At 64.7% G+C, this 12,966-nt stretch carries 12 protein-coding genes; all 12 read right to left on the reverse strand.

The window, feature by feature from the left end:
* Window positions 1-133: 133 nt before the first annotated feature.
* Window positions 134-598 (reverse strand): NfeD family protein, encoded by a 465-nt coding sequence (locus tag EN780_RS15450; protein ID WP_127284907.1) that lies wholly within the window; start codon window positions 596-598, stop codon window positions 134-136.
* A gap of 20 nt (window positions 599-618) precedes the next feature.
* A complete protein-coding gene (locus EN780_RS15455; RefSeq protein ID WP_127284908.1) occupies window positions 619-1,569 on the reverse strand; it encodes an SPFH domain-containing protein in 951 nt (316 codons plus the stop codon).
* A 158-nt stretch (window positions 1,570-1,727) separates the two neighbouring features.
* Window positions 1,728-2,792 carry a ferrochelatase gene (hemH, locus tag EN780_RS15460; protein ID WP_127311676.1) on the reverse strand — a complete coding sequence of 355 codons (1,065 nt, stop codon included), beginning with the start codon at window positions 2,790-2,792 and terminating at the stop codon, window positions 1,728-1,730.
* Window positions 2,793-2,953: 161 nt separating this feature from the next.
* Window positions 2,954-4,936 carry a bifunctional UDP-sugar hydrolase/5'-nucleotidase gene (locus EN780_RS15465; protein ID WP_128274606.1) on the reverse strand — a complete coding sequence of 661 codons (1,983 nt, stop codon included), beginning with the start codon at window positions 4,934-4,936 and terminating at the stop codon, window positions 2,954-2,956.
* A 190-nt stretch (window positions 4,937-5,126) separates the two neighbouring features.
* Window positions 5,127-5,501 carry a hypothetical protein gene (locus EN780_RS15470; protein ID WP_127284911.1) on the reverse strand — a complete coding sequence of 125 codons (375 nt, stop codon included), beginning with the start codon at window positions 5,499-5,501 and terminating at the stop codon, window positions 5,127-5,129.
* Window positions 5,502-5,672: 171 nt separating this feature from the next.
* The gene (locus EN780_RS15475; RefSeq protein ID WP_127311931.1) at window positions 5,673-7,118 is read right to left on the reverse strand and encodes a homospermidine synthase; all 1,446 of its coding nucleotides are present in this window, start codon (window positions 7,116-7,118) and stop codon (window positions 5,673-5,675) included.
* 132 nt (window positions 7,119-7,250) lie between these two features.
* Window positions 7,251-8,177 carry a DUF3445 domain-containing protein gene (locus EN780_RS15480; RefSeq protein ID WP_128274608.1) on the reverse strand — a complete coding sequence of 309 codons (927 nt, stop codon included), beginning with the start codon at window positions 8,175-8,177 and terminating at the stop codon, window positions 7,251-7,253.
* On the reverse strand, window positions 8,174-8,461 hold the full coding sequence (locus tag EN780_RS15485; RefSeq protein ID WP_128274610.1) for a YciI family protein: 288 nt from the start codon (window positions 8,459-8,461) through the stop codon (window positions 8,174-8,176). The genes EN780_RS15480 and EN780_RS15485 overlap by 4 nt, the downstream gene beginning before the upstream one ends.
* Before the next feature lie 19 nt (window positions 8,462-8,480).
* Window positions 8,481-9,143 carry an aminotransferase class IV family protein gene (locus EN780_RS15490; RefSeq protein WP_128274612.1) on the reverse strand — a complete coding sequence of 221 codons (663 nt, stop codon included), beginning with the start codon at window positions 9,141-9,143 and terminating at the stop codon, window positions 8,481-8,483.
* Window positions 9,092-10,237 carry an aminodeoxychorismate synthase component I gene (locus EN780_RS15495; RefSeq protein WP_128274614.1) on the reverse strand — a complete coding sequence of 382 codons (1,146 nt, stop codon included), beginning with the start codon at window positions 10,235-10,237 and terminating at the stop codon, window positions 9,092-9,094. The genes EN780_RS15490 and EN780_RS15495 overlap by 52 nt, the downstream gene beginning before the upstream one ends.
* Before the next feature lie 163 nt (window positions 10,238-10,400).
* Entirely contained in the window at window positions 10,401-11,189 is a 789-nt protein-coding gene (locus EN780_RS15500) for a proton-conducting membrane transporter (protein ID WP_128274616.1), read from the reverse strand.
* A 356-nt stretch (window positions 11,190-11,545) separates the two neighbouring features.
* Window positions 11,546-12,966, reverse strand: a 1,421-nt coding sequence (locus EN780_RS15505; RefSeq protein ID WP_128274618.1) for a M3 family oligoendopeptidase, incomplete at its 5' end; no start/stop codon positions are given.

Here is a 12,966-nt window from a genome sequence, read left to right on the forward strand (position 1 = left end):
GTCCTGTGGGGCTCGTCCACCTGCATGATCTGCTGCGGATCGGCGCGGCCTGAAAAAGGCGCGTCACGCTCGGGAAGCCCTACGCGACACGCCCTGATTTTCTGTTTCGAAAGCGCTGCGCGCTTTCGGGCGATCAGACAGCTTCGACAGTCAGTTCCAGGTCGGTATCGGCCGAACTGACGACGCGCACCTGCGTGCCGGCCGGCAGGTCGGGACCCGACACGCGCCACAGCGTGTCGCCGAGCTTGATGCGGCCGCGGCCGTCCTTGATCGGTTCGGCAAGGGTGGCCATCTTGCCGACCTGCTGCGCGCCGCGCCGGTTGAGCAGCGGCTGGTCGGTCGCGTCATGACGCCCGCCAACCAGCTTCTTGCCGGCGAAGGCGGAGACCAGCGACAGCGCCAGGAAGGCAAGGACCTGAACTTCCCAGGTCCAGAAGCTTGCGTCCCAGATGAGCAGCGAAATCAGGCCGATCACCAATGCAGCGATGCCGATCCACAGCATGAAGATGCCGGGTGCTATGACCTCCATAACCAGGAGGACGAGGCCCAGTACCATCCAGTTCCACGGGCCAAGTTCGGAAATGATGCGGTCGAACATGGGAGCAGCCTCCTACGATCTCAGTTGTCGCCGGACTTGACGACCGGCGGCCGCGAACCCTGCCGCGTCGCGGCAGCCGGTCCGCCATCTTTGAAGACTTCCTTTGCGATCTCGCCAATGCCGCCCAGCGTGCCGATCAGCGACGACGCCTCAAGCGGCATCAGCACGATTTTGCTGTTGGTGGCCGAACCAATCCTGGTCAGCGCTTCGGTGTATTTCTGGGCGATGAAGTAGTTGAGCGCCTGGACGTCGCCCTTGGAGATCGCCTCCGAAACCACTTGCGTCGCCTTGGCTTCGGCCTCGGCCGATCGCTCGCGCGCCTCGGCGTCGCGGAAGGCGGCTTCCCTGCGGCCTTCGGCCTCGAGGATCTGCGACTGCTTCAGGCCTTCGGCGGCGAGGATCTGGGCGCGCTTGTTGCGCTCGGCGGTCATCTGGCGGCCCATCGATTCGATCAGATTGGCCGGTGGATTGATATCCTTGATCTCGACACGGGTGATCTTGATGCCCCACGGGTGTGCGGCCTCGTCGACGACGCGCAGCAGGCGCTCGTTGATGGCGTCGCGATTGGACAGCAATTCGTCGAGGTCCATCGAACCCATGACAGTACGGATGTTGGTCATCGTCAGGTTGAGAATTGCGTTCTGCAGGCCGGAGACCTGGTAGGCCGCTTGCGCCGCATTGAGGATCTGGAAGAAGGCGATGCCGTCGACACCCACAATGGCGTTGTCGCGGGTGATGATTTCCTGGCTCGGAACGTCGAGCACCTGCTCCATCATGTTCATCTTGGCGCCGATACGGTCGACGAACGGCACGATGAGGTTGAGGCCCGGGCTCAGTGTTTTGGTGTAACGGCCAAACCGCTCCACGGTATAATTATAACCTTGCGGGATTGTCCTGATGCCTTTGATAAGAAGCACCAACACCAGAAAGGCAAGTGCACCAATCGCAATACCGAAACCACTGAAGTCCATTTGAATCTCCCTCAGATGCCGGCCATGGCGTTGATTCCAGGCAGCCGACTTCACCAAACACTTAGGTGTGTTTCAACAGTGTTACAATCAGGTGATCGCTCATTATTAGTGGATGGAAGAGCGCGACAGGGGCGATCGATCGCCTCAACGCAGCGGGCTCACACCCAGCCGGACAGCTCGCGCCGCGCCAGCGCCTCGATCACCGCCATGCCTTCGGCGCTGTCGTTGAGGCAAGGGATATGGGCGAAGTTCTCGCCTCCGGCATGATGGAAGGTCTCGGCCGCCTCGCGGCCGATCTCGTCCAGCGTCTCGATGCAGTCGACGGAAAAGCCGGGATTGACGATGGCGATCGATTTGACGCCGTCCTTGGCGAGCTTCTCGACCGTCACGTCGGTGTAGGGCTGCAGCCACTCCTGCGCGCCGAAGCGCGACTGGAAGGTGGTGATCAGCTTCTTCTCGTCCCAGCCGAGCTTCTGGCGCAGCAGCCTCGTCGTCTCCAGGCAATGGGCCTGATAAGGGTCGCCCTTGTCGGAATAGGGTTTTGGGATGCCGTGGTAGGAAGTGATGACCACCTCCGGCGCGAAGTCGAGGCTGGCCAGATGGCGTTCCATCGAGCGGGCAAGCGCCTCGATGTAGACAGGCTCGTCATAGTAGGGCGGCACGCTGCGGATCGCCGGCGCGCGCCTGATCTTCATCAGCGCGCGAAACAGTTGGTCGTTGGCGGTCGCCGTGGTCGTCGCCGAATATTGCGGATAGAGCGGAAAGGAAAGAATGCGGTCGCAGCCCTGCTCGACCAGTTTTTGGGCCACGCTCGCGGTCGATGGATTGCCGTAGCGCATCGCCCAGTCGACGACGACATCGGGCAGGTCACCAAACGCTTGGGTAAGCTTCTCGGCCTGGGCGCGGGTAAAGGTGCGCAGCGGCGACTCGTTCTTCTCCCGGTTCCAGATCCTGGCGTAGTTGGCGCCCGACTTCTTCGGACGGGTGGTCAGGACGAGCCCGTAGAGGATCGGGTACCAGATCGCCTTGTTGAGCTCGATGACGCGCGGATCGGAGAGGAACTCCCTGAGATAGCGCCACATCGGCTTGAAGTCGGTGCCGTCGGGCGTGCCGAGATTGATCAGCATCACGCCGACCTTGCCCGCCTTGGCCGGCGCGGGACCAGCCAGCAGCGCGCCTGCGGCCTGCGCGGCTTTGGGATCGATCGGGCTGGTCAACGTCATCAAGGGGTCTCCGGGCATCGCGAAACCAGCGATGGCGGGGCGAAATTAGCGATACGCCGTCGGTTTTCAATGCCGCGTCTGGCCGCACCTTAATACGCGTGCCGGAAAGCAGAAACCCGCCCGGTTGCCCGGACGGGTTCGTCGATTTGCTGCGGCAGGAGTTATTTGGCGGCGGGCGGGATGGCCAGCGTCCCGCCGATCGGCAGCCGGTGCGCCTCGAAACCCTTGTTGGCGCCGGAGATCAGCTTCCACTTGGTGCCATCGCCATAGGCCTTCTTGGCCAGATCCCAGAAGGTGTCGCCGGCGACGATGACGTGGCTGGCCTCGGCTGGCGCTGCCTCGGCCGGCTTTGCCGGTTCCGCTGCCTGTGCCGGCGCAGCTTCGGCGGGCTTGGCCGGTTCGGCCGCGGGAGCAGGGGCCGGCGCCGCCGCAGGAGCCGCCTCAGCCGGCTTGGCCGGTTCTGCTGGAGCTGGCGTTGCCGGTGCAGCCTCGGCCGGCTTCGCCGGTTCGGCGGCGGGCGCCGCCGCGACGGTCGCCGCGATCTCGGTAATGCGGCCGTCGAGCTTGGGTGTATACGGCCGGTGCGCGCCGAGATAGTCGGCGACCACCTGCTCCAGGCCCGGGCCGTAATCATAGGCGTTCTTGGCCTTCTCGGCGAAGACCTTGTAGCCGTCGCCGCCTTGGCGGACATAGTTGTTGGTGGCGACCATATAGTCCTTGTCGGGATTGATCGGCGCCCAGGCGCCGCCTTCCATCACCTCGACCGACTTGACGCGTCCGGCGTTGGGCGCGACCGATTTGTCGACGGAATATTTCAGACCGGCGACCTGCGGGAAGCGCCCGGCGCCGTCCTCGATCTGGCTGAGGCCGCTTTCCAGCCCGGCGACGAGGTCCTTGCCCGAGATCTGGAAGGTCGCCAGCGTGTTCTGGAAGGGCAGCACGGTCAACACCTCGCCCATGGTGACGGTGCCCTGGTCGATCGAGGCGCGCAGGCCGCCGCCATTCGAGATCACGATCTCGACGCCCTGGCCCTTGACGCGGTCGAGAATGGCGTCGGAGACGAGGTTGCCCATCTCGCATTCGCGGGCGCGGCAGTTGTCGCGGCTGCCGTCGATCGGCTTGGTGGTCTCGGCCACTTCCTTGTTCTTCAATTCCTCGATCGGCGCGCCGAGCTCCTTGATGCGGGCGAGCACGGCCGGATCGGGCGTGATCGACTTGTCGAGAAAGATCGGGTCGCCGCTCGCTTCCTTGACGACGCCGTTGTCGTCGAACACGACCTTGAACTCGCCGAGATATTTGGAATAGGAGGCCGCCTGCACCACCGGCACCTTGGAGCCGTCGGGGTTGTCGACCATCGTCGGGTAGGGGCCGGCCGCCTTCGGATCGGTGTTGGACAGAAGCGTGTGGCTGTGGCCGCCGACCACGACATCGATGCCCGGGATCTTGGCGATGACATCGCGCTCGCGGTTGTAGCCGATATGGGTGACGGCGATGATCTTGTTGACGCCTTGCGCCTTCAGTTTCTCGACCTCGGCCGTGATCGACTTGACGTCGTCCTCGATGGCGATGTTCGGGCCGGGCGAGGCGAGTTCCGGCGTGTCGTTGGTCACCGCGCCGACAATGCCGATCTTCTGGCCGCCGACCTCAAGCACGATCGATGGCTTGATCTTGCCGGCGGCGCCGGACTTGTCGTTGGCCACGACATTGGCGCTGACGACCGGGAACTTCGCCTTGTCGAGGTAGGGCACAAGTGCTGTCTCGCCGTCGTCGAATTCATGGTTGCCAAGCGTCACCGCATCCGGCTTGATCTGGTTGAGGAATTCCTCCTCCGCGGCACCCTTGTAGGTGATGTAGAACAGCGAGCCCTGGAAGCTGTCGCCCGCATTGAGCAGCAGCACGTTCTGACCCTCGAGCTTCTTGCGCTCCTGGGCGATCGCGGTGACCAGCCGGCCGGCACCGCCGATGCATTCGCCCTTTGTCTCCTCCTCGGCGGAGCAGGTCGACTCGTATTTGTTGTTGCCTTCGATGCGGCTGTGCCAATCGTTGAAATGCAGGATGTTCAATGTGTAGTCGGCAAAAGATGCTCCGGCCGACAGGCCAAGCGCTGACGCGGACAGGGCTGCAATAGCGGCAAATTTCTTCATCTTCCTCTCCCGGATGAACCTCATCAGAGGTGTCTAGCGCCATCGCTTGACTGCAGCACGACAGCCAGCTTCGAGGCATGTTCACATCGCGTTTCGGTCGATGCAAGGGGAAATCAGGACGAGGTTTGCCGGCACAAAAAAGACGGCGGCTCGCGCCGCCGTCCGCTATCAGGATAGATGTCTTACCGGCTCAGACGCGACGCGTGAGCACGAAGTTCTGCCCGCTGGCGCTGGTGCAGTTGAGCTGGCTGGTGGAGATCATCAGGCAGTTGAAGCTGACCGGCGTCTGGCGGATCAGCGAGGTGCCGTGGATCTCGACCGAGGTCGCGCCCGTCATGGTGTAGCTGCCTTCGGCGAGCTTCTGGCCGGTATCGGTGGCGACGGTGGTGAAGGCGCCGGCGGTGAAGCTCGACAGACCGGTGCCCTTGGCGTCGATCCAGGAGCCTTCGACGCCTTTCGGTCCGGCCGACATCGGCGGCTCGGAAGGGCCGACGGTGGAGCAGGCGGAAGCGGCCAGCAGGCTTGCCGCTGCGCCCGCCGAAAGCAATTTGCGTGCAATGGTCATGATCAAAATCCTCTCCTCTCGCGTCGGCCCGAAGTCGGTTCGAAGCACGGCGCGGACATTCATAGTGCTAGAGCGTACTCTCCAAACGGACGCACGTCGCTCCAGGCCGCGCCCCTTCAATCGCCCGATTTCCGGGCGATTGCAAGGCAGTCGGATAGGCTGACGGCGCTGCTATCGCACCAGGATGTTGCGGAATTGCCACGGGTCGTTCTTGTCGAGATCCTCGGGGAAAAGACCCGGACGGTGATCGAGCGGCGTCCAGTCGGTGTAATAGCCCTTGACCGGTCCGAGATAGGGCGATTGCACTTCCAGACAGCGCCTGTAGTCCATCTCGTCCGCCTCGACGATGCCGGCTTCGGGATTTTCCAGCGCCCAGACCATGCCGGCCAACACCGCCGAGGTGACCTGCAGGCCGGTGGCGTTCTGGTAGGGGGCGAGCTTGCGGGCCTCGGCGAGCGACAGCTGCGAGCCATACCAATAGGCATTCCTGTCATGGCCGTAGAGTAGCACGCCGAGCTCGTCGATGCCGTCGACCAGTTCGTTCTCGTCAAGCACGTGATGGACAGGCTGCGCCTTGCCGGCGGCGCCGAACATCTCATGCAGCGACAGCACCGCGTCGTTGCAAGGGTGATAGGCATAGTGACAGGTCGGGCGATAGTGGACCTTGCCCTTCTTGCCGCGCAAGGTGAAGAAGTCGGAGATCGAGATCGCCTCGTTGTGCGTCACCAGGAAGCCATATTGCGCGCCGGGCGTGGGGCACCACGAGCGCACGCGAGTGTTGGCGCCGGGCTGCTCCAGATAGATCGCCGCCTGCGAGCCGTGCTTGTGCTTTTTTGCGTTCTTCGGCATCCAGGTCTCATGCGTGCCCCAGCCGAGCTCGGCCGGTTGCAGACCCTCCGAGACGAAGCCTTCGACCGACCAGGTGTTCCAGAACACGTCCATCGGCTTCGGCTTCTTGGTGCGCTGGGTGTCGCGCTCGGCGATGTGGATGCCCTTGACGCCGGCCTTCTTCATCAGCTTCGCCCAGCCTTCGCGGTCGTTTTGCGCCGGCTCGGCGAACTCCAGGCCGAGATCGGTGGCGAGGTTGACCAGCGCCTGCTTGACGAACCACGAGACCATGCCCGGATTGGCGCCGCAGCAGGAGATCGCCGTGGTGCCGCCGGGGTTGCTGGCGATTTCCTCGCGCACGCTCTCGCGCAGTGCGTAGTTGGTGCGCGCGGCATTGTCGGCCTTGTCGTCGAAATAGAAGCCGAGCCAGGGCTCGACCACCGTGTCGACATAGAGCACGCCGAGCTTGCGGCAGAGCTTCATCAGTTCGAGCGAGGAGGTGTCGACCGACAGGTTGACGCAGAAGCCCTGGCCGCCGCCATTGGTCAGAAGCGGCGTCAGCAGCTTCTTGTAGTTCTTCTTGGTCACCGCATCCTGCACGAAGGTGATGCCGCGCTCGTCGAGGAGCTTGCGGTCGGTGTCGCGCGGGTCGATGACCGTCATGCGCGACTTGTCGAACTTGAAATGACGTTCGATCAGCGGCAGCGTTCCCCGTCCGATCGAGCCGAAGCCGATCATCACGACGGGACCGGTGATTTCACCGTAAACGGGCCAGTTTTCATTCGCCATTTTTTCAGACACTCCTTCAAACATAGGGAAAAGCAGGGCAATTGCGCCGGACGGTCAAGCGCTACACCACAGATCATTGTCACAAACCAGCGAAAAGCGCCAACCGCCGGCCAGGCCAGCCCGGCGGCGTGGTTAAGCCGCCCTGGCCATATCGGCGAGGAAGGCGACCAGGCGGTTGCGGTCGGATGTCAGGCCCTTGTAGTCGAGCTGTGCCTCGTCGAGCGCCTCAAGCTGCGCGGCGAAGGATGCCGCGAGCGTTGCCCTGTCGGGATGGCGGGCCAGCACCTTGAGCGGGTCGAGATGGATGCGGATGGTGAACAGGATGTCGCGCGAGACAGGCAGCTTGCGCAGCGTCTGGCGCTCGACGCGGATGAAGGCGTGGGCGTCGACGTCGCCATCATGAAAGCGCGAGGGCCGATTGGTGGCGCGGTCTATGCGCTGCAGGTTGGAAAGCGGATGATAGAGCGCGTCGCCGGCCTGGATCGACCAGTTGTAGCGCTCGACCGCCTGGCCCTGGAGACCGTCGAACATGCGGTTGATCAAGTCGGCCGGACGCGTGCCTGGTCCGAAGCCGGGCACCGGCGCATGGATCCGCTGTAGCGGCTTGCCGAATTTTTCGGTGAGCGACCAGGATGAGGGAAAGCAGAGCGAGCCGGCGGCCAGCCGCCAGCCGCTTTCGTCCCGGCGCATCAGGATCAGATCCTCCTGGACGAGCAGGGATGCCTTGACGAGCGGCGCCTCGCGCAAGGCCGCGGTCGGACCGCCGCCGCTCTCGGCGCCGATGACCTCGACGCCGGCGCTGATGCCGCGGTGGGTGCCGGGGTGCTTCGCCGCGAGATAGGCGACGATGAGGTCGAGCACCTCTTGCTGCGCCTCGCGCGTGCCGTCTTCCTCGACAAAGACCTCCTCGGGGATTTCCGCGTAGAGCCGGCGCTTCTCGGCGAGGTGGGCAGGCAAGTTCTCGTCGACATCGAGCCATTGGTCGAGGCCGAGCGGCTTCAGCCCGATGGTGAAGGGCTTTGACGAGCCGTCATAGGGCGTATGGGCGGGCCTGCTCATAATTCCTTGAACGCGTCCAGCTGGGCAACGGTCATTTTCGCCGTGAATTCGGTGACATTGTAATCGGCAGCGCCTGCCCTGGCGAAAGGATCGTCCGCCAGCCTGGCATCGAGCACGTCACGCGGCGCACGCGCGATGATGATGCCGCCGGTCCTTGGCCGCTTCGGCCCGGAGGCGACGAAGATGCCTTCGGCGTAGCAGGCTTTCAGCCATTCGACATGCGCGGGCCCCAGCCGGTCAATCTCGGCCAGCGGCACCTTGTAGTTCAGCGAAACGACGAACATCGCATTCTCCCAGCCTGCGTCAGGACAGTTTTGCGGGGATCAGGCCGCGCAGCGAATTGCCGACGTAGACCGCACGGGCGGCCTTCAGATCTTCAAGGGTGTAGATCGCTTCGGCGGCGCGGCCTTCATCCAGAAGCTCGCCGCGCAATACGCCAGGCAAGAGGCCGCAGTCGAGCCGGGGCGTTGCCAGCACGCCGTCGCCGAAATCGGCGAAGAGATTGGTGATCGTGCCCTCGCAGAGCTCGCCGCGCTCGTTGGCGAGCAGCACCTCGTCGGCGCGGCTGGCGAGATATTCGGCGCGCGCGTGCTGGTAGGTGTCGCGGCGGCTGGTCTTGTGGCGAAGCAGCGTATCGCCGGAATCGAGGCGAACGCGCGCCAATTGCAGCCGCCAGACCTTGTCGGCGGCGAGCGGCTCAAAGGGCTGCGCGGCGGCCGTCACCTCGCCGTTGCGCGCCAGCACGAGGCGGGTGCGCAAGGCGACGGTTTGCCGGCCAACCGTGTTCATCAGCACTTCGCCGACCTGTTGCGGATCGCAGGCGAAGCCGAGCTCCGCCGCCGAGGCGTAGAGCCGCGCGAGATGGCGCTCGAAGCGCAGGAAGCCGGAACCCGGCTCCCAGCGCAGGGTCTCGATCAGCTCGAAATCGGCACGGTTCCCGTCGCGAAGCGCGCTTTCAAGAGACACTCCCGGTACTCCTCCTCGGCGGTGGAATCGAAGACGACGCCGCCGCCGACATTGTAGACGGCCTCGCCGCTGGAAAAGAGCGAGATGGTGCGGATCGCCACGGAAAAACGCATCGTGCCGCCGGGCGCGATCCAGCCGATGGCGCCGCAATAGACGTCGCGCGGCACGGCTTCGAGATCGTGCAGGATCTCCATGGCGCGGATCTTCGGCGCGCCGGTGATCGAGCCGCAGGGAAACAGCGCCGCAAGAACCTGGCGGATGCCGACATCAGGCAGCAGTCTCGCCCGCACGCGGCTGACCATCTGGTGCACGGTCGGATAGGTCTCGATGCGGAACAGCTCCGGCACCTCGAGCGTGCCGACCTCGCTGATCAGCGAGATGTCGTTGCGCAAGAGGTCGACGATCATGCGGTTCTCGGCCTGATTCTTCTCGTCCTTGCGCAGGAACGATTTCAGGCGCGCGTCCTCGGCCCTGGTCGCGCCGCGCGGCGCCGTGCCCTTCATCGGATGCGTCTCGATCATGCCTTCGGCGTCGATCTCGAAGAACAGCTCCGGCGAGCGTGACAGCACGATCGGATCGCCGAGCGCAATCAGCGCGCCGTATTTCACCGGCTGGCGCTCGGTCAGCGCGTCGAAGGCGGCGAGCGGATCGCCGGACCATTGCGCCCGCACCGGAAAGGTCAGATTGCCCTGGTAGCAGTCGCCCTTGCGGATGTGGTCGTGCAGCCGCGCGAAGCGCTTCGCATAGTCTTGCGCCGACCAGGCGGCATGGGCGTCGAAGATCGGGCCGTTGGTCGCGGGACCGGGACGGCGCGGCACCGCCTGTTCGGCAGGAGCGTCGAAGACGCCGAGGCAGACCAGCGGCGCGCGCCGGCCCTCGGGAAGCAATGGCACCAGCTTCGGCTCGAGCAGATATCCCGCTTCATACGAGAAGTAGCCGGCCAGCCATTTGCCCGCATCGGATGCCGCCTGCGCGGCTTCAAGGGCCGCGGGGAAATCGTCCGCGTCGTGCGCGACGATGATCTCGGCCGGCCGGTCGAAGACCAGCTGGCGGCCGCTCTCGTCGTTGCGGAAAATGGCGGACGGCAGGGACATGGCTCGAGTGTTCGGTCGGTGGTGCAGCGATCGCTCTATATGGGGGTGCGCCGGCGCGCAATCGAGGGAGCGGCGTCGAGGGCCGCAAAGGCGGCTGGACCAAAGGAAAGCGGCGGTGTCCATGCGCACCGCCGCTTTGTCATGCGCCGGAAGCGCAAGCCGATCAGGTGTTGCTGGCGGTTCCCGCGGTCGGGAAGCGGCGGGCGAATTCCGTTTCGTCGCCGGCGGCGAGCAGCTTCGCCTGCTCGATCCATTGCTCGCGCGCGATGCGTCCGTCGAAATTCAGCACCTCCTCGATGCGCTTGACGTCGTCGGCCGTCCAGGCGGCGATCTGGGCGTAACTTGTAACCCCAAGGCCTTTGAGCAGCTTTTCGTTGACCGGGCCGATACCGATCAGCCGGCGCAAATTGTCGGCCGTCCCTGTCGCCGGCTTGTCTGCTGCCGGCGCTGACTGGGCCGGTGCAGGCGCGGCTGTCTTTGCCACCGCGTTGGGGGCCGCGGCCTTGGGCGCGGCGGCCGTCCTTGATGCCGCAGGCTTTGCGGCGGCAGGTTTGGTTGCCGCCGGCTTTGCAGCGGCAGATTTGGCAGCGGCCGGCTTGGCGGCTGCGGGCTTGGCCGAAGCCGGTTTGGCCGGAGCAGGCTTGGCGGCAGCAGGCTTGGCCGCTGCTGGCGTCGAGATCAGCGCCGCGGGCGCTGGAGCGGAGGCCTTCGCCGCGCCGGATCCAGCCGGCGCTTCGCGCAGCCGGCGCTCGAGATCGGCGCGGGCACGACCGCAAGCATCGAGCTCACCGGTCAGCCGGTCGGCATCGGCACGCACCTTGTCGCGCTCGCTGCGCGTGCGCTCGAGATCTCCGCGCAGGCCGTCGAGCTCGCCGCCCAGGCGGCCCCAGATGAACCAGCCGGCCACCACACCCACGATGAACGCCAGGAGCATGTAGAAAAAAGTGCTCATTCTCTCTCTCCAGTCCGATCCGTCTGCCGTGGCCTGGAGTGACGACCTTGGCGCAAGACCGTTCGATGGTTCCGCTAGGCGGAACAGCCGGCTTCAATCGAGCTGTCGGCGATCGGCTCTTCGCCATGGCCAACGGCCGCATCGCATTCGCCGAAGGTCGCCACCGGCCGAGATTGTCCCTTGCCTGAGCTCCGGCTGAGCTTGAGGCCGGACGCTACCATACGGCTTGTGGAAAGCTAACGGAAAAAATTCCCCGGAGAGTCATTCAAGAACACATATTTATGCCAAGAATAGGCCACTCCCAACATGCGTTCTGTCTAAACTATTCTGGCGACGGTCAGGGGCAGGGCCACCCTTCACTTGTCCAGCGCTTCCAGCTCGTCGATCAGGCCGCCGATCACACCGAGCCCGATCTGCCAGAAGGCGGGGTTGGTGGCGTCGAGACCGAAGGGCGCCAGCAGCTCGGAATGATGCTTGGTGCCGCCGGCGCGCAGCATCTCGAAATACTTCTCCTGAAAGCCGCGCTCGGCATTCTGGTAGACCGCGTAGAGCGAGTTCACCAGGCAATCGCCGAAGGCATAGGCGTAGACATAGAAGGGTGAATGGATGAAGTGCGGGATATAGGTCCAGAACACTTCGTAGCCGTCGCGCAGCTTGATCGCCGGGCCGAGGCTCTCGGCCTGCACCTCCAGCCAGAACTGGCCGAGCCGGTCGGAGGTCAGCTCGCCGTTCTTGCGCTCGGCATGCACCTTGCGCTCGAATTCGTAGAAAGCGATCTGGCGCACCACCGTGTTGATCATGTCCTCGACCTTCTGGGCGAGCATGGCCTTGCGCTCGCGCCGGTCGGTGGTCTGGTCGAGCAGCGAGCGGAAGGTCAGCATCTCGCCGAAGACGGAGGCCGTTTCGGCCAGCGTCAGCGGCGTCGAGGCCATCAGCGCGCCCTGGCCGCCCGCCAGCACCTGATGCACGCCATGGCCGAGCTCATGCGCGAGCGTCATCACGTCGCGCGGCTTGCCCATGTAGTTGAGCAGCACATAGGGATGCGCCGACGGCACGGTCGGATGGGCGAAGGCGCCGGGCGACTTGCCGGGCCGCACCGGCGCGTCGATCCAGTTGCGGTCGAAGAAGGTGCGGGCGATTTCGGCCATGTCGGGCGAGAAGCGCTGATAGGCCGACAGCACCGTGTCCCGGGCATCGTCCCAGCGGATGACCGCCTGCGGGGTCTCGGGCAAGGGCGCGTTACGATCCCAGTGGTTCATCACTTGCATGCCGAGCCAGCGCGCCTTCATCGCATAGTAGCGATGCGACAGGCGCGGATAGGCCTCGCGCACGGCGGCGGCCAGGGCGTCGACCACACTGCGCTCGACGCGATTGGCGAGGTGGCGTGAATCGGCGATGTCCTCGAAGCCGCGCCAGCGGTCGGAAATCTCCTTGTCCTTGGCCAGCGTGTTGGTGATCAGCGTAAAGGTGCGCAGATTCTTGCGGAAGGTCGCGGCCAGCGCCTCTGACGCCTGGCGGCGCACTTCGCCGTCGGCGTCCTGCAAGCGGTTCAGCGCCGGTTCCAGCGCCAGCTCCTCGCCGCCGACGTCGAAGCGCAGATCGGTCATCGTCTCGTCGAACAGCCGGTTCCAGGCGCCGCGTCCGGTGATCGACTTTTCATGGAAAAGCTGCTCGACCCGATCCTCGAGCTGGTAGGGCTTGTCCTTCCTGAGGTCGAGCACCCAAGGCCGATAGTGGGCAAAGCCCGCGTCGGCGGCGAGCGCGCCCTCGATCACCG

The organism is Mesorhizobium sp. M4B.F.Ca.ET.089.01.1.1, from assembly GCF_004022605.1.
GTDB lineage: Bacteria > Pseudomonadota > Alphaproteobacteria > Rhizobiales > Rhizobiaceae > Mesorhizobium > Mesorhizobium abyssinicae.

What these genes read in the sequence shown, in the direction of transcription:
- EN780_RS15480 (WP_128274608.1), bottom strand. Translation starts at nt 8,177, where the DNA reads ATGAGCAGGCCCGCCCATACGCCCTATGACGGCTCGTCAAAGCCCTTC.
- EN780_RS15470 (WP_127284911.1), bottom strand. Translation starts at nt 5,501, where the DNA reads ATGACCATTGCACGCAAATTGCTTTCGGCGGGCGCAGCGGCAAGCCTG.
- EN780_RS15455 (WP_127284908.1), bottom strand. Translation starts at nt 1,569, where the DNA reads ATGGACTTCAGTGGTTTCGGTATTGCGATTGGTGCACTTGCCTTTCTG.
- EN780_RS15475 (WP_127311931.1), bottom strand. Translation starts at nt 7,118, where the DNA reads ATGGCGAATGAAAACTGGCCCGTTTACGGTGAAATCACCGGTCCCGTC.
- EN780_RS15495 (WP_128274614.1), bottom strand. Translation starts at nt 10,237, where the DNA reads ATGTCCCTGCCGTCCGCCATTTTCCGCAACGACGAGAGCGGCCGCCAG.
- EN780_RS15465 (WP_128274606.1), bottom strand. Translation starts at nt 4,936, where the DNA reads ATGAAGAAATTTGCCGCTATTGCAGCCCTGTCCGCGTCAGCGCTTGGC.
- EN780_RS15450 (WP_127284907.1), bottom strand. Translation starts at nt 598, where the DNA reads ATGTTCGACCGCATCATTTCCGAACTTGGCCCGTGGAACTGGATGGTA.
- hemH (WP_127311676.1), bottom strand. Translation starts at nt 2,792, where the DNA reads ATGACGTTGACCAGCCCGATCGATCCCAAAGCCGCGCAGGCCGCAGGC.
- EN780_RS15485 (WP_128274610.1), bottom strand. Translation starts at nt 8,461, where the DNA reads ATGTTCGTCGTTTCGCTGAACTACAAGGTGCCGCTGGCCGAGATTGAC.
- EN780_RS15500 (WP_128274616.1), bottom strand. Translation starts at nt 11,189, where the DNA reads ATGAGCACTTTTTTCTACATGCTCCTGGCGTTCATCGTGGGTGTGGTG.